13 protein-coding genes are annotated in these 16,016 nt (G+C 36.7%); 6 read left to right on the top strand and 7 right to left on the bottom strand.

Annotated features, from left to right (window positions below):
* Positions 1 to 5: 5 nt before the first annotated feature.
* The 5 genes from E0946_RS03450 to E0946_RS03430 are packed head-to-tail and all read left to right on the top strand — an operon-like array spanning position 6 to position 7,469.
* Positions 6 to 431 (top strand): ExbD/TolR family protein, encoded by a 426-nt coding sequence (locus E0946_RS03450; protein WP_133201076.1) that lies wholly within the window; start codon positions 6 to 8, stop codon positions 429 to 431.
* A 12-nt stretch (positions 432 to 443) separates the two neighbouring features.
* A complete protein-coding gene (locus tag E0946_RS03445; RefSeq protein WP_133201075.1) occupies positions 444 to 1,097 on the top strand; it encodes an energy transducer TonB in 654 nt (217 codons plus the stop codon).
* A 20-nt stretch (positions 1,098 to 1,117) separates the two neighbouring features.
* Positions 1,118 to 4,183, top strand: coding sequence for a hypothetical protein (locus tag E0946_RS03440; RefSeq protein ID WP_133201074.1), 3,066 nt, complete (start codon positions 1,118 to 1,120; stop codon positions 4,181 to 4,183).
* Between the two features lie 9 nt (positions 4,184 to 4,192).
* Entirely contained in the window at positions 4,193 to 5,266 is a 1,074-nt protein-coding gene (locus E0946_RS03435; RefSeq protein WP_133201118.1) for a PorV/PorQ family protein, read from the top strand.
* A 28-nt stretch (positions 5,267 to 5,294) separates the two neighbouring features.
* Entirely contained in the window at positions 5,295 to 7,469 is a 2,175-nt protein-coding gene (locus E0946_RS03430; RefSeq protein WP_133201073.1) for a T9SS type A sorting domain-containing protein, read from the top strand.
* Between the two features lie 316 nt (positions 7,470 to 7,785).
* Here the strand turns inward: E0946_RS03430 and E0946_RS03425 are convergent, their stop codons facing one another.
* From E0946_RS03425 to E0946_RS03415, 4 genes are all read right to left on the bottom strand, one after another.
* Complete coding sequence (locus tag E0946_RS03425) at positions 7,786 to 8,706, bottom strand: FecCD family ABC transporter permease (RefSeq protein ID WP_133201072.1); 921 nt, start codon at positions 8,704 to 8,706, stop codon at positions 7,786 to 7,788.
* Entirely contained in the window at positions 8,703 to 9,560 is an 858-nt protein-coding gene (locus E0946_RS03420; protein WP_243713738.1) for an ABC transporter substrate-binding protein, read from the bottom strand. The genes E0946_RS03425 and E0946_RS03420 overlap by 4 nt, the downstream gene beginning before the upstream one ends.
* Positions 9,561 to 10,026: 466 nt before the next feature.
* Positions 10,027 to 10,203: a hypothetical protein gene (locus E0946_RS07225; protein WP_165942067.1), complete on the bottom strand. Its 177-nt coding sequence runs from the start codon at positions 10,201 to 10,203 to the stop codon at positions 10,027 to 10,029.
* 64 nt (positions 10,204 to 10,267) lie between these two features.
* Positions 10,268 to 10,720, bottom strand: a complete 453-nt coding sequence (locus E0946_RS03415) for a hypothetical protein (protein WP_133201071.1) — start codon at positions 10,718 to 10,720, stop codon at positions 10,268 to 10,270.
* 479 nt (positions 10,721 to 11,199) lie between these two features.
* On the opposite strand from E0946_RS03415, the gene E0946_RS03410 reads away from it, so the two are divergent.
* Positions 11,200 to 11,841 carry a hypothetical protein gene (locus tag E0946_RS03410; protein WP_133201070.1) on the top strand — a complete coding sequence of 214 codons (642 nt, stop codon included), beginning with the start codon at positions 11,200 to 11,202 and terminating at the stop codon, positions 11,839 to 11,841.
* Positions 11,842 to 13,447: 1,606 nt separating this feature from the next.
* Here the strand turns inward: E0946_RS03410 and E0946_RS03405 are convergent.
* The 3 genes from E0946_RS03405 to E0946_RS03400 form a co-directional block, all read right to left on the bottom strand.
* On the bottom strand, positions 13,448 to 13,804 hold the full coding sequence (locus E0946_RS03405) for a hypothetical protein (RefSeq protein WP_133201069.1): 357 nt from the start codon (positions 13,802 to 13,804) through the stop codon (positions 13,448 to 13,450).
* A gap of 197 nt (positions 13,805 to 14,001) precedes the next feature.
* On the bottom strand, positions 14,002 to 14,172 hold the full coding sequence (locus tag E0946_RS07325; protein WP_207930819.1) for a hypothetical protein: 171 nt from the start codon (positions 14,170 to 14,172) through the stop codon (positions 14,002 to 14,004).
* The coding region (locus E0946_RS03400; protein WP_133201068.1) for a BT4734/BF3469 family protein at positions 14,166 to 16,016 on the bottom strand (1,851 nt) is incomplete at its 5' end. The genes E0946_RS03400 and E0946_RS07325, both read right to left, overlap by 7 nt.

Below are 16,016 nucleotides of genomic sequence, written 5' to 3'. Positions count from 1 at the left end.
ATATTATGGCTAAAATACAAAAGACAAAAAGACCTACTGCATCTATCCCAACAACTTCTACGGGTGATATATCTTTCTTGCTCCTACTCTTCTTTATGGTTTCTACTGTTTTTGTCCAGGAACGCGTTTTTTGGGTTCCCCGTGAAAGATTACCCTTCGCTACTGAAAACATAGAACGCATAGCCCGAAATGAAACTGCTACCATCTATATTACCCTCAAGGGACAAATTCTTATTGATGACTTCCCTTATTCAGTTGAAGATGAATCTATAGTTGAGACTATGCGAACAAAAGCACGTGAGATTCCCACCCTTCAGGTCTGTTTCCGAGCTGATAAAGACTGTCGTTATCAATCTATCCGTGATGTTATGATTCGCCTTCAAGACGCAGATACCCGTAATGTGGTATTTGAAGTCCAAAGGAAGTTATAGGAAGGGGGAATTATGGAAAACAATAAAATTTTCGATTGGAAAGACTACTGCGATGCTCAATTCAGCAAAGCTGTTGCCTTAGCTATAGCGATTATGCTATTGATTTATCTCGTTGCCCCAAAAACTGAGACTCAAACCAAAAAAGAAATCATTTCACAAGTAGAAATCGCTGAAGCACCACCTGACACCAGACAAAAAGAAGAAACTCAAACCGAAACAGAAATTGATATTGATATCCCCGTTATCAGTGAAGAACTTGCCACAGAAGATACACCTGAATTAGCTGAAAAGAGAGCCTTAGCTTTGCAACAGTTTGGAAATCTACAGAGCACCACCAGTTCCACAATTCAACAATCAGGTGAAGAGCGACCCTTTGATTTTGTCCCCTGGGATGATCCTCCTGTCCCTATAGGAAGTATAAGACCGGTTTATCCTGAATTTGCAAGAAGAGCGGGAATTCAGGGTACTGTTATTCTTGAAGTTGATGTTTATAAAGATGGAACTGTGGGAAACATTAGAGTTGTCCGTTCCGTTCAACCCGGTCCTGGAGGTTTAGATGAAGCCGCTATAGAAGCTGTTCGTAAAGTCCGTTTTCAACCGGGAAAAAGTAGCGGAAATCCTGTAGATACGACCGTTATAGTCCCAATTGAATTCAAATTGAATTAATCCACATAGGAGCTTAAAAAATGAAGTTTAATAAATTTATCTTTTGTTTGCTGCTTGCCTTATTATTCATTGGAATTGCTCAAGCAGCAATGGTAGACAAACCTTCTGGAGCTAAGAAACTTGACATAGATCACTATCATAATGTCGGTAATATGTGGTTGAGAGTAAGTAACTATGGCTTCTTTGGTTCCGGTGATGATGCTGTCCCGCAATATCCTTCTCTGGAATACCCTGGAGGTCAAGGAATAGATTATCTTTATCAGGGCGCTCTTTGGTTCGGTGCAAAAAAATACCGAAGAGATAGTGCTGGTAGAAAACTTTACTGGCGTGCTCTCAATCCAAGCGCCGATAGCTCTCAGACTGTTCCTTATGGATCTCCTGATTGGCAACCCTGGATGAAACCTGTAATGGACACCCTGGTTTCTGTTGGTTTTGATGGTGATTGGGACATATATGAGTTCTTACCTGCTTATAATCCTTTGGTTTCTGCAAACACTAATCCGGAAGTCACAGCTATGTTTGGTATATACAACGGATTAGATCGTATGATTACCTCAAGTACTCGCACCCAAAAAAGAGGAGTAGATGATGATGGTGATGGATGTATAGATGAGGATTTTGTTGGTTATACTTTCCCTTTGCGAAGAGCAGATGAGTTACCAATTCAATTCCAACCCTTTGGTGGTCAGTTTATAGCAGACACTAATAATTATAATATAATCAATACTGGCAATAATATGGAGATTTGGTTCCCTTTAGGTTTTATGGACCTTTCCGATACATCATTTAGAAGTTATTGTTTCTCTATGCCCTATGATGATGATAATGACGGACAAATTGATGAAGATGGTGCTCCTGTCTCAGAACAAGATTTTATAGGATATTACTATGATTATTGCCCCTTTGGAACCCCAGGTGACCGTGATTATGGAGGTTCACGTGGTTCAAGTAAGCATTTTCCACTTAATGTGCGGGTAAGACAGATGTCCTACCAATGGAGTTATGAATACATCAAAAACCTGGTGTATGTGGAATTTGACATAACCAATATGAATACTGTTTATATGGATACTCTTTTTGATTGTGCAATGGGAATTTATATGGATTGTGATTGCGGTCCTCAGGTCTGGGGTCGTGAAAAGGCTGAAGATGATGTTTCAGGTTATGTTAAAGGTTCTGGTTATGAATTTGCTTACACTCGTGATGCTGATGGAGATGGTGGTCTAACCACTGGATATGTTGGTGCACGAGTCTGCACTCCAGACCCAGAACAACTTCAATTCCATTGCTGGTATTGGAAAGTGGGAAATGGTCCAAAAGATACTGATCCTCTTAATTTAAATTATGCACCTAAAAAAACAGCTAATGAAAAATACTGGTTACTGACGGGTAGAAACCCTGATGAAACGAAATTTGACCCTCTGCGCCCTGAACAAATAGACCAGATGGAGTTTGAAGAAACAGTTCCTAAAGATACACGTTTTCTATTTGCCTTCTATGGTGATCAGAATGGTGTTACTGCTCCAACAGAGAATTCCTGGAATCTTGCTCCTGGAAGAACTATGAAAATTGTTGTAGCGGTTTTCCCTGGTGATAACTTGGAAGATTTAAAGAGCACTGCAACCTTCGCAAAAATGATCTATGGACAAGCTCAAACTTTAAATACTGTCGTATTACCCGATACTTTCCCACATTATTCTCCTCCAGAACCTCCAGATATTCCAAAACTATTTGCCGAAATGACTAACGATGGGAGTCGTATTGAACTTTATTGGGATAACAGAAGTGAGTTTTCTTATGATGTTATGACTGTAAGTAGTTCAGTAATCGGTTGGCAAGATCCCAATAGCCCATTTTTAATTCCTGGAATTGATAGTGACCCCAATTCTGTTGATTGGTCTAATTTCCCTGATGAATTCAAACCTAACCCAAATAATTATAATATGAATGCACGAGTGAATCCTTTCACTGGTTACAGGCTAAGGCACGATTTTCAAGGTTATACTACCTGGGGACGAAGCGGTAGTGGTTCTCAAGAAGATTGGGTAATGCAAGAACGCTGGGATAAAATTGATACCCCACAAGACCTGCTGGATTATAATGTGAATATTGGTACTGAATATTATATTAATTATGGTGGATATCTGGGCATTGATAAAGGTCTTCCCAATAAGAACCAATGGACTGGTGATATTACCAAATTCTACAGATATGATGAGACCTATCAATTCGTACCCTATGAAAATGGTGATGATTTTTATGGCTGGCCTATTTATAACCCTGATGTAGAATGGAGTCTTGAATTACAACAACAGGCTGCACAAATTGAAGTGGATTATGCAGATCTACCTCCTTCAATAGTTAAAAATCTTAAGGCAAGATTATTTAAGCACCCCGAAATTCGGGATGATATCTTTGATGCTATTTATGACCCTAAAATGATTCCCTTACCTGGTTTTGGCGGTCAAGTTTATATACCTACTAATCCTAATGATCAAAGCCAGTGGGAGAAATTGACCGAATTAAAAAAGCAACGTCTTGCCCGTAGATACTATCATTCCGCTATTTTATATCCACCCAAAGGAATTGAATATTATATAGCAGTTACCACTTTTGACCGTGGTATTCCTCTCAATCACATTAGTTCTCTTGAATCTGGACGTGATAAAGATGCCAATATGAAAGTGTTTTTCCCTGGCACCGTAGCAAAATCTGATATGAATAACATCTATGTTGTTCCAAATCCCTACATTGGAAAGAGTAAATTTGACGGAAGAAGAGAAAAGGATGAAAAAGGTGATAAAAGTCGCCGTATCTGGTTCGTCAATCTTCCGGAAAGATGCAAAATAAAAATATATACCCTTGCGGGAGACTTAGTTGATGAAATAGACCATGATGGTTCTTATCAAGCAGATATTCTTACTGTATCTAAAGCTACAACTCACGGTCTAACTGCCAGCGGTATGCATGATTGGGACTTACTCTCCAAACATAACCAGATTATTGCACCTGGGGTTTATCTCTATTCCGTAGAAAATAAAGCTGACAATAAGATAAAAGTCGGCAAATTCGTGATAATCAAATAAGGAGGAATGGTGAAAAAGAATTTAATATTCCTGATTGCATTGAGTCTTATCTTAATTCCTACCCTGATTTCTGCTAAACCATTCGGAAAAGTAGGAACAGTAGCCTTACAATTCCTCAAATTGGGTGTTGACGCACGTGCGATTGGTATGGGTGAAGCTTATACTGCTGTAACAGACGATATTTCTTCCGTCTATTGGAATCCAGCTGGATTAGCTCCTGCTTATCAAAATCAAGCTTTCGTCTCTCATACCAATTGGGTCGCTGATATTATGCATGAATTTGCCGCTTGCTCATTTACCAATGGCGTTTCCACTGTCGCTGCTTATGGATCTGTCTTGCATATGGATGATATGGATATCACCGATGAAGAAACATTCGGTCCCACTGGTGAAAAATTTACCAATAGTAGTATGGCTTTCGGGGTAGATTATGCTCAACAGTTTACTAATAAGTTCTCTGCTGGAGTAGGAGTTAAATACTTACGGGAAAACCTGTATGAGTTCTCCGTCAATAGCTTCTCGGTTGATGTTGGCTCTATGTATAACACAGGATGGAGAAATATTAAAATAGGTATGGCTCTGCGTAATTTCGGACCGGATATCCATTATTATGTTGATGATGATGAAGATGGTGCCACTGATGAGGACCCTTTTGATCTCTTTGATAATGATGGCGATGGGGCTATTGATGAAGATGGTCCCGAACTGGATTCTAAGATACCTATGTGCTTCTCTTTGGGTGTTAGCGGTGATATTATGCGCACCTGGAATGAAAAAATCCCCACCGATGAAAGAACTATTTATAATTCCTTAAATCATTGGATTGTTTCTATTCAATTAGACAATGTTATTGACCGTATGGAGACATGGAATATCGGCACTGAATATAAATACGGTAACCTATTTTTGCGTGCCGGTTATCAAATTAATTATGATGCAAATGGCTTCTCTGCCGGGGTCGGTTATCAAATACCAACCAATTTCGCTATAATTAATGTGGATTATGCCTATACTGATATGGGCGATTTAGCAGAAAGTTTCCTGAAAAGTGCTCATAGACTTTCTATTAAATTTAAATTCTAATTAAACCTAATAAAATATGGAGGAAAAAATGAAAAAGACAGTAGTGATTATATTCACACTTTGCTTGCTAATGTCCTTGGCTTTTGCTGATGACATGGAAATTCCAACTATTATGAAACCAATAACTAACTTCCAATATGTTGCTAAGACAGCTCCCCAGCACCGGGATGCTCCTTCCTATACTTTTTCTAAATTACCAACTCCTATAATCACCAATTACTATGATTATATGATTGGAAGTTACAATGGATTACCCCTAAAAGTAATCCCTCAATCAGCTGGCGGTGGCTATTTTATGACCTATCATGGACGTCGTCAAGCCGGAGGTACTCGTCGGGCTTTTTACACTTATATTGATGCCCAAGGGAACATTCAGACTAACAACGAAATCACTAACTTACAAAATAATGAAGGATATCCAACAATTGAAGTTGATAAACTTCAAGGAAAGCCTATGTATGCCTGGCATGCTAACAAAGATTCAGATTCTGAATTAGAGGTAGAATTCGCTTCTGATGCATTCCTGGATGGTATTACTGGCCTTTTTAATTATGATATTATTATTAATAACCCCATTACTATCACTGCTCCTAATGGCACAACCACTACAGATAATGAATTCATCTGGCCCAATGCTCAAATCGGACCTTCTCCTATCGCAGGAAAACAAAGAATTTATGTAGTAGCAAGAAATTCGGTCACTCATAATACTGCTAATGCCCCTTCAGAAAATCCTTATATTGCTTATGCGGATTTTGAACCAGATGACATTGTAAATGCTATTCCTTTGGTTTGGCACTATACCAGTATTCCTGAAATGAATCAATGGAATGTGGATGTTGAGTGGCGTCGTCCTTTCCATGCAATTACAGCTGATAATGCAGGAAATCTTTATTATGCGGGTTATCATTTTGCAACCGAATCTGATGCAACAACAAATATAGATGAACCGGATTTGGATGTCTTTATCTGCCCAAATTATGGTGAAGGAACCTGGAGAAGAGTCAGTTCTTATAGCCATTTGGATATGTGGAATCCCAACTCTTCTCCTACTGACACAACCGGTTATTTTGAGTCACCCGATAGCGGTCTTCCTTTTGGTGATAATGGTGAACTGTATTTTGGAATCGCTTCTGGTAATTCAGGGCATATAAATGCTACTATGGATAATTTGGGAAGAATCCATGTATTTGGTGTCTGGTCCTTACAAAATATTGATGGATATTATTATCCCGAAATGGAATTTGTTAAGGAATTTATCTTCGATCCAGCTACTGAAGAATTCTCAATAAGAGAAGTATATCCTCAAAAAGACCCTGAGGATAATTTTAATACTGGTTTTTGTCCCTGGGATTACCAGCCACCTTTTGGAGAAGTAGATGAGTATGTTCTAACTTCCTCAGGTTATGCTATTTCCGTCGCAACTGGTTGGCCTTTCCCTCACTGGGATGATTCCGCTCATAGTGATGCTATGGAATTCCATTATAATAATTGCAAAATCACCAGCGCCAATGAGCAAGGTATGATGGCTGCAGTTTGGCAGGATAGCAGACGTGCTCGTGATTATAATTATATTGGCGACACCTCAATGGCTGCCTATGCTAATACTCCCGAAATCTGGATTTCCATTTCCCCTGATAATGGAAACTCCTGGAGCGATCCTATCATTATTAACAATGTTGATACTCCCGAATTTGCTGGAATTAAACCTATGTGGGTTTATCCTGCCGACCAAATTCAATATGTAGGTACTGTTGACGGTCACAAAATTGGCAAACTGGGAATTATGTTCTATAATGACTACACCTGGGGTGCTAATGTTATTGATCCTCCCTATCACCAAAATCCTGATGGCGGACAGGTTATGTTTATGGAATTGCTCATCACTGCACCTGTTGCTAATGATGACCTTACTGTTCCAAATGTGACTTATATGTTGCACCAGAATTATCCTAACCCCTTCAATCCACAAACCACTATCAGTTTTGATATGCCCAAAGCTGGATTTGCTAATCTCTCCATTTATAATGTGAAGGGTCAGCTGGTTAAAAATCTGGTGAATGATAATCTTGATTTTGGAAGACATAGCGTCGTCTGGAATGGAACTGACAACAATGGCAAGCCTGTTACCAGTGGATTATATCTCTATCGCTTGACCACTAATGGTGTAACTGAAACAAAGAAAATGATGCTGATGAAATAATCCATTATCAACATACATAAAGTATTATAACTAATCCGGGTGTTTTGTTTCACCCGGATTTTTTATTATCTTTGCTCTATACTATGACTGACTTTCTAACAAGAGTAGTTCAATCAAAAAAAAGCTTAAATAACATTCCTTATTGAGAAAAGGCTAAAACTAACCAAAGCTATATGCCTCCTCGTTTAAATTAAAGCTTAAAAGGATGGGATGGCTATAATTATAAATAGATATGGTTGCTCTATTCTCTAAGAAAAAGTTATCTATAAGAGTTAATTAGATTATCAAAGTATTGAAGAAAAAGAGAAGATAGATTCTACTTTTTCAATAACAGCCAGATAAAAAAAGGACATCCCAGGGCAGAAGTGATAACTCCTACAGGCAATTCAATAACTGTTATATTCTTAGCTATAAGGTCGCAGCACAATAAAAATATTCCTCCCGTTATCAAGGAATAAAGGAATATCTTCCTCTGTCCTGAAGGAATAAAAAACCTCACTATATGGGGAATGATTAATCCTACAAAACCTATTATACCAGCGTAAGAAACGGTGATACCTACTAATACAGAAGTTAGTAAAAAGAGTTCTTTACGCACTTTCTGCACATCAATTCCTACACTTCCAGCATAGATATCTCCTCCACTCATAATATCCAGTGCCGTAGAACGAAAATAAAGTCTACCTAAAATAACCATTGATATCACGAGTAAAAAGAGAAAGAAATGCCATTCACTCTGGGTAAATATATGCCCCAAATTTCCCATTAATGTCCCCAGAATAATCATTGTATCTTTCTGAAAGAGATACATAATTAAAGATATACCAGCAGAAAAAAACATCCCTACAATCACTCCTGCAATAAGTAGACGACTACGGTCAAAACTCCCTTTTTTCTGTGCCAGACGCCAAACAATTATTAAAGTTAAAGCTGCACCTATAAATCCCCCTACAGGCATTAATAGTGTCAGACCAAGCACTCCGAATAATATCGCTCCAAAAGCTGAACCCGATGATATTCCTAATATATAAGGTTCCGCTAATGGATTAACCAGCATTAATTGATAGACAGAACCTATACCGGCAAGAGTCATTCCTGTGAATATCGTTAGAATCATACGAGGAAGTCTTACTTGTATCACTATCTCTTTACTAACATTACCTATAAAAAGATAGAGTGCGGCTATCGCTATAAATATAAGAATGAGTGAGATTATTAACCAGTGTTCCTTTTTCATTTTATAGTCTGCTCAGAAAATATCTCATACAAAAGCCATAAACCCTGAACTGTCCTTGGTGTAGCTTGCTGAATTAAATCAGGGTCTATATCTTTTTCAAAATAAATCCTTTGGTTCTTTACTGCAGGAATATTACTCCATCCCTTGCGTGAACATATACCCTCCAGCGTATCCTGAGAATAGCAAATAATAATTTCTGGCTTGGCTAATATCACATCTTCTGGATCTACACGAGCATAATCCCGTTCTAATCGGGGAAATATATTATCACCACCTGCAGATTCTATAACATCACCCACAAAAGATTCATCCGAAACACTCATTAAAGGATTGCGATAGATTTCCACATAAACTCTCGGATGGTGAATATTTGCTGCTCTACTTCTTACTTCTTCAATAGCTGTAGCTACACTATCTGCTAAACTCTGAGCTTCTTTTTCTTTACCTATTAAATCACCTATTTGTTTGATAATAACCGGTAAATCATCTAATTTTTTAGGATAAATCTGATGAACTTTTATCCCTATTTTTTGCAATTCCTGGGCAATAGCATCCTGCTCCAAAGCGGAAGTAAATACCAGGTCTGGTTTTAGAGCTATAACTTTCTCTTTATTAATTGCTCCAAAATTACCTACAACCGGCACCCTTAATAGCTCCTCAGGATAATCGCATTCCAGAGTTCTACCTACTAACAGGTCTGTAGCTCCTAAAGATGCTATGATTTCTGCCACTTCTGGTGATAACACTACAATTTTTTGCCCATTGCGCACTTGCTCTTGTTTGTTACAAGAAACCAATATCATCATAAGTAAGAACATCAAACAAACGCATACATCATATTTTCTTAACTTCATTATCATCTACCATAAAAGTAAATTTGTGCTTAAGCTCTTTATCAACACAGAATAAGACAAAGAGCCTCTGTTATTTATCCTGCTTATCAAGAATAAAACATTCTTATCTTCTGCGCTTCCATCACTGAATCTGTCAATATTTTTTCCTGCTTTTTCGCATTTCTTCCCTGTTCCAGCAAAGCAAATTACCAATCAGGAATATATTCCTACTTACATAATGCTAAGGATTTAAGTCTTTTAGATAAGGCTATAACACTCATTTAGAGGAAGCCTTACGCTCTTATATGGTCTGAAACTTTAAGCCTCTTATATAGATAACAGGGGAAGAAGATTGATTTTAACATTCAATAATAGCGTCGTATTATTATTAAAGAAAATAGTTGTGCCATCCTGGAAGTATTAGAATGGCACAACCTTTGATTGATTAGTTTAGGGTGGCAGGTAAACAAATCTGGCTTTATCTGCTTTAGTTATTCACATCAAGATTTAAGCCGAGCTTATTAATCAGCAATTCCAGTAGAAGCAGTATCACCATCTCAAAGAAGGCCTGTTCCTGTTGTTCATTGAGAATGGGGAGATTCAGAGCTTTATTTACCTTTTTTGCCAGTTCTTCTGCTATGTTGTGGAGCATATTTTCATTCATCTTACCCTCCGATTTCTTAAGATTGAAGGGGACAAGTTTCCCTGTCCCCTATTTGCCCTCCGATTTAGAATGCGGCAGTCATAGTATTATAACCAGTTACTGGTTTCAAATACCCATTCTGCACACAATTCTTGACAGTACTCACAGCTATTCCAGTGACCGCAAAGTCCTCAGAAGTTAAGCTCTTGAGGTCTATATCAGTATGTTCAGCTGCCCATTGATACATCACTTGTATCCATAATGCATAAGCATTAGGAGCCCATTGATTAGCGGGAACATTTTCCGTTTCATTCAACTTAGCATACATTGCCAGCTGTTCCTTGAATGCACTGGAACCACTAGCCCAGAGTTCCGCTAAGTTCTTGCCTACAGAACCTATCTCATTATTATGAGCAGTTATACGAGGATAAACAAATTGCCTGGCTATGCATAGTTTACCTTTCTTGTAACTGCTGAAGACCAGTTCATCCAGTTTCCCGCTGTAGGTGCGGATTCCGTATTTGAATTTTACTTTCATTTTGCCCTCCCTGACAAAATATATATTAGAAGGACCTGTTTATTTTTTTTCGTCCCTCCATATATATAGGGATGACATTTTTCTATTTTCTTTAAATTCTTAACGACTTTTTTTACAATATATTAAATCTAAAGACTTAAATCTTGACTAATTCGGTAGTTGGATTATAAGGCATTGAAATTTATATGGATAATGATAAAAAAAGTGCAGGGTTTTGACCCTGTGGAGAGTATATATTATATAGGGGGAAAAAATTTATCTTCTATTTTATTAGGGTATATATGAACAAATCTATTAAAATTAACCATCTGAAAGGAAAGTCTTCAGATAATGCCGTTAAGGCGAAAAGAATATAGGAGAAAATATGTTAAACCTAACTCTACAAATAGGTATTCACCGTCCCTTCTATCTATTTAAGAAGAGGAGGACATTTAAATCATTTAACCCTCAGAAACACAAATATTTATGGGAGGTGAACTATGGTTCATCCACAATGTAACTCATCTGTCTCTCACAGAAAAATCTCTCCTGAATATGAAAATATTGAAGACTTCTTAGATGCTCAGGAAGCTTTTTTCAAAGAAATAAGAGAAAGACTAAGACCCTATTCTCGTTCTCGTGGGTATAAAATCATTATTTATCTTTGGGACAACCCAGACCATGAAATAAGCATAGAAGAATTGGGTATGTTAATTCCTCATAATCACAGTCAAAAGGATTCGTATACCTCCACTCAAGATGACTCTAAGGAGCAAAAATATTCCACTTATCAGGGTGTAGGTGGTTGGGTAGAAATGGTTGATTATGAATATATTAGAGAACTTAAAAGGGAACAAAGGAGACTAAGGGAAAAAGTAAAACTGCTAAGACAAAGTGGAGAAGAAGAGAAAGCGAATAAGCTCCAAGAAGAATACGACTTTATCCGTAAGTTCTATACTGAAGTAACCCTCAATGGTAAGCCTCGCTATTTTATGAATTACACTAAAAGAGAGTACCAGCGTCTCATTCAAATGATTAATCGTCTACTAGCTAAGATAAAGAAGAACGACCCTATACTTTCTGCATATCTTAAGAAACACCTCAAGATTGGATTTAAATGTATGTGGAAAACTGATGTATAAGAGAAACTGTAGAGGTGGTGAGTATGGTGGTGAGATGTCCTCATCTCGTAATGGTGGTGAGACGTCCCCGTCTCGTTAAATGGTGGTGAGATGTCCTCATCTCGCCAAGCCGATAGGCTTTTATTTATATTTTTTTAAGAAAGCTTCTGCGAAGCTTCATAAACGAGGACGTTTATGACCCCTTGTAATAGGACGTTTATGACCCCGTGTAAGAGGACGTTTATGACCTCGATATGGGGTGTGAGATGTCCTCATCTCACAAAGCCGTAAGGCTTTTTCTTCTTTAGTGGTTATACAGACAAAGAATATAAATCTTAGCTTTTTAATACATTATTAATAGCAAGCTCCTTCGGAGCTTCATAAACGAGGACGTTTATGACCCCTTGTAAGAGGATGGTTATGACTCCCAAAAAGAAAGCTCCTTCGGAGCTTGAAAGGAGGGGGACCTCCTTCCACCATCTTTTATGAGGAGGACCTCCTTCCACCATCTTTTATGAAAAGGACCTCCTTCCACCATTTTCCTTCCACTATAATAAATTCGTAAAAAAAATAATAAATTCGCAGTCTGTTTTGGACATAATATATAGTTATAAGCTTATTATATAAGTAGTTAGAGAAATTATGCTATACCCTTATACCCCCCAGCTATCTTATAGTATTTGGGATGTTATCATAACTAAAAGTTGTTATACTAATTTAGGTATATTATCTTTATTATCTACTACTACTTAGATATAAACTACAACTTTCTTAAATATAAACTACAACTTTAGATATCAAATATAACCTAAACCTTTTAGTATAATAATATAATCTAATTATTAGATATAATATATACCCCAAACTTTAGGTATTCTCTCTAACCTAAACCTTTAGGTATAATATATATACTTAAAACTTTAAGAATATGATTGTTATATATAACCTAAAGCTTTAGGTATATTATAATGAACTAAAACATTTAGTTTTGTTATATTTAACCCAAAGTGTGTATATATACTACTACCTTTAGGTTTAACTAACTAAAATATAAGTAATTAGTGAGTCTATCTTAGCTCTCCCTTAGCTCTTTCTTAGTTAAAATGATAAGTGATAGATAAGGGGGGTATAAGGGTGAGGCATAAATGTTATAACTTTATATGATTGAAGTAGATAAGTACAATATGTGTCCAAAACAGACTGAGAATTTATTAAATTTTATGCGAATTTATTAAAGAAGCAGGAGAATTATAAGTGATTATTGTAGGCATACCACTTCGGTAAAGTGGGAATTTATTAAGCAAGGAAATAAGGAAGTCCTAAGACTAAAATTAACAAAACCTTAAATCTTATCTAAACTGGAAGAAAATATTAAGGAATGAAAAAGGGGGAGTCCGAAGACTCCCCCCTTATGTTTATCTATCACTTTAACTTAAAGTAGGTGGGGGGGTTATTTGAATTTCTAACTATTTCTTCTTCTTGTTCTATAAGGTCTAACTCCAGTAAGTAATGGATATACTTTTCCATTTTTTCTTTAGATAGGTGATTATTAAATGCCTTAGAGATATTGGTTTTATTGAGTCTATGTTCTGGAGAAGAGTCAAGGCATTTGATTAATTTTTGCATATTATAAAGAGTATATATTATCATCCCAGGACGATATAATTAATATACTATTTTTACGATAATAATCGCACATATATTCAGCTTGAAGAACAGTCTCTTTATCAATAGGATTTTCTTCAAACCACTCTTCCAGGTCTTTAGCCTCTCTCATATCTTCCCACCTTTTCACGGCGTAAATCATAATAGAGAATCTATAAAGGTAATCAGTATAGAGACGAGTATTAAATTCCCCTTCTCTCCCCTCTTTTTGCTGCAGCTGATTATATTTGATGCTATATTCTCCATTGATATATGATTCTGCTTCAGCATTATACCTCAGTTCATAAGAACCTGGTAGAGATACAAAAAAGGAGGTCATATCATTATACTTACGTATGTCATCAAATGAAACTTGGGTACGCTTATATATGACATCATTGTAAGAATAGTAATTAACTGGTACATAACATGATATGAATCTCTGGAAGAAACCGCAACCTCTATCAATGATATGTTTAGAAGCATCATCAAAGCTATCATTGGTTATAGCGCCAATAATAGATAGAGCAGTATCTTTTATAAAGACACTATAATCCAGAGTGCTATTACCATTAAATATCCATTAAACAGGTCGGTTATATCGTCCACCATAGGCTTATTATAATCCTGTTTGAAGTTCTGGAACAAACTACCCATTTCTGAAAATACTAATAGCAGATTAGGTTTGTTTTTTAGTTCTTTCAGCAAAGCTGGATCGGTAATTTGTTTCTAATCAAATCATAATTTTCTTCTTTTAGTATATATCTAGCCAGGTTCATACAGGTGCTTTTATGGGTTCTTGAAGAAGGACCTATTAATATGGCATAAATGTTACAATAGTGTTTTATTCCGAATGCTTTAATATACATATGATTACCAATAGACACTGCGAGATAGGGTAACATTGCAGTAAGAATAACCCCATCAGGAGCATTTGTAATTTTATTTACAGTCTCAATATATTCCTGAAACATAGGTGGTAACTTAGATTTATCCAGAGGTACCATCAAGACAATATTATTTTGCTGGCTTTTCGGAACTTTCCATCCATATTCTTGGGCTATATAGAAGAGAGTACCTATATGGATTTGGCTATAAGTATTTTTGGCTATCTTTTCCCAGATTTTTTCTAATTCCCTATCTGTATCCTGATAATTGGGATTATCGGCAAAGGAAAGCCAGAGGGTTTTACCCTCATCCAGCTTTCCTATGTCTTTATAATAGTTATAGATAGCAATACCGCAACGAAGCCAGTCCCTATATTTAATTTTCCTCTGTGATAAATGTTCTACTGCAGAAATAGAATTATTGATGGTCTCCTCTTGAGAATACTGATTGCATTTTTGCTCATGAGAAGATTCGCTCTTCTCTTCCGTTTGCAGCATAATTAAGATAGTATCTTCTACATTGAGAAAATGTTCTTCTCCTAAATCCCCTATATCTGGATCATAACTAATGAAACAGGCTTGAGACCACCCCGAAGGGTCATCTGGCTCTGTTCCGATTAGATCACGAATATTTAATGCACAATATTTCCATAATGTCATATAAGTATCTTTGTCAGTAACAGGACGGTTAAAAGGAATAATAACCTTTATCCCATTATAAGGAGAACGAAAGATATAACGAGCACACGGAAGAGCCTCAAGCTCTTTCTTACCCTCCTCAATATCCGCAACATCATCAATATCTATAATCAGACCGTTCATCTGACGGACATTACCATCAGATCTACGGTCTTGGATTATACCATAGATGAAATAGGGTAGTTTTGTCTTGAGAGCTTTACGCTCCTCTACATTGGCAGTATTTCTGATAGTTTCAATCTTAGCTTTATACTGATCACTTTTAATGACATTAATTATTTCATCCAGAGTTCTATATTCTAATAACTCTGGGTTTTTAACATCCTTACCCATAGTAACCTGGGTTATGTTTTTTCTATGAGAAACAGATGAGTTTCTCACATGGTCTTTTAATTTAGTCATTTTTAACTCCATAATATTATTGTTAAGTTCTACAGCCTTCTCTAAGGACATCATAGTATCCTCGGCGAAAAGAGGGTTTAAAGAAATTTCAGGATAATTATTATCCTGAGTGTTAGCAATGCTTTCATCACTAAGAGAAAGCTGGGGTTCCTGATTAACAGGAAGAGATTTGTTAGTTGTGTTTGTCATGATATTATTTCCTTTAATATTATTTGTATTGTTAGAGGTTTGAATTGCTTCTTCGGTAGAAAGAAGATTATCTTCTGTTTGAAGCGTGGCTACATCATTAATTCTATGTTCCGTGACTGTGTCTTCGGAAGCTGTGTAACATTGGGACCCCTGAATTTCAGGGACGATTGATTGAAATGATTGTTTCATCTTTACTCCTGTGTAATTAATTGATTCTTTTGAATTGGTAATTGATTTGGTCATAATGTTTGTTCCTTTAATATTATTTGTATTGTTAGAGGTTTGAATTGCTTCTTCGGCAGAAAGAAGATTATCTTCTGTTTGAAGCGTGATTACATCATTAATTCTATGTTCCGTGACTGTGTCTTCGGAAGC

The organism is Candidatus Syntrophosphaera thermopropionivorans (assembly GCF_004353895.1).
GTDB lineage: Bacteria > Cloacimonadota > Cloacimonadia > Cloacimonadales > Cloacimonadaceae > Syntrophosphaera > Syntrophosphaera thermopropionivorans.
This window is presented reverse-complemented; position numbering and strand designations above follow the sequence as displayed.

What these genes read in the sequence shown, in the direction of transcription:
- E0946_RS07225 (WP_165942067.1), bottom strand. Translation starts at nt 10,203, where the DNA reads ATGAATGAAAATATGCTCCACAACATAGCAGAAGAACTGGCAAAAAAG.
- E0946_RS03420 (WP_243713738.1), bottom strand. Translation starts at nt 9,560, where the DNA reads ATGAAGTTAAGAAAATATGATGTATGCGTTTGTTTGATGTTCTTACTT.
- E0946_RS03440 (WP_133201074.1), top strand. Translation starts at nt 1,118, where the DNA reads ATGAAGTTTAATAAATTTATCTTTTGTTTGCTGCTTGCCTTATTATTC.
- E0946_RS03430 (WP_133201073.1), top strand. Translation starts at nt 5,295, where the DNA reads ATGAAAAAGACAGTAGTGATTATATTCACACTTTGCTTGCTAATGTCC.
- E0946_RS03410 (WP_133201070.1), top strand. Translation starts at nt 11,200, where the DNA reads ATGGTTCATCCACAATGTAACTCATCTGTCTCTCACAGAAAAATCTCT.
- E0946_RS03405 (WP_133201069.1), bottom strand. Translation starts at nt 13,804, where the DNA reads ATGACCTCCTTTTTTGTATCTCTACCAGGTTCTTATGAACTGAGGTAT.
- E0946_RS03425 (WP_133201072.1), bottom strand. Translation starts at nt 8,706, where the DNA reads ATGAAAAAGGAACACTGGTTAATAATCTCACTCATTCTTATATTTATA.
- E0946_RS03415 (WP_133201071.1), bottom strand. Translation starts at nt 10,720, where the DNA reads ATGAAAGTAAAATTCAAATACGGAATCCGCACCTACAGCGGGAAACTG.
- E0946_RS03450 (WP_133201076.1), top strand. Translation starts at nt 6, where the DNA reads ATGGCTAAAATACAAAAGACAAAAAGACCTACTGCATCTATCCCAACA.
- E0946_RS03445 (WP_133201075.1), top strand. Translation starts at nt 444, where the DNA reads ATGGAAAACAATAAAATTTTCGATTGGAAAGACTACTGCGATGCTCAA.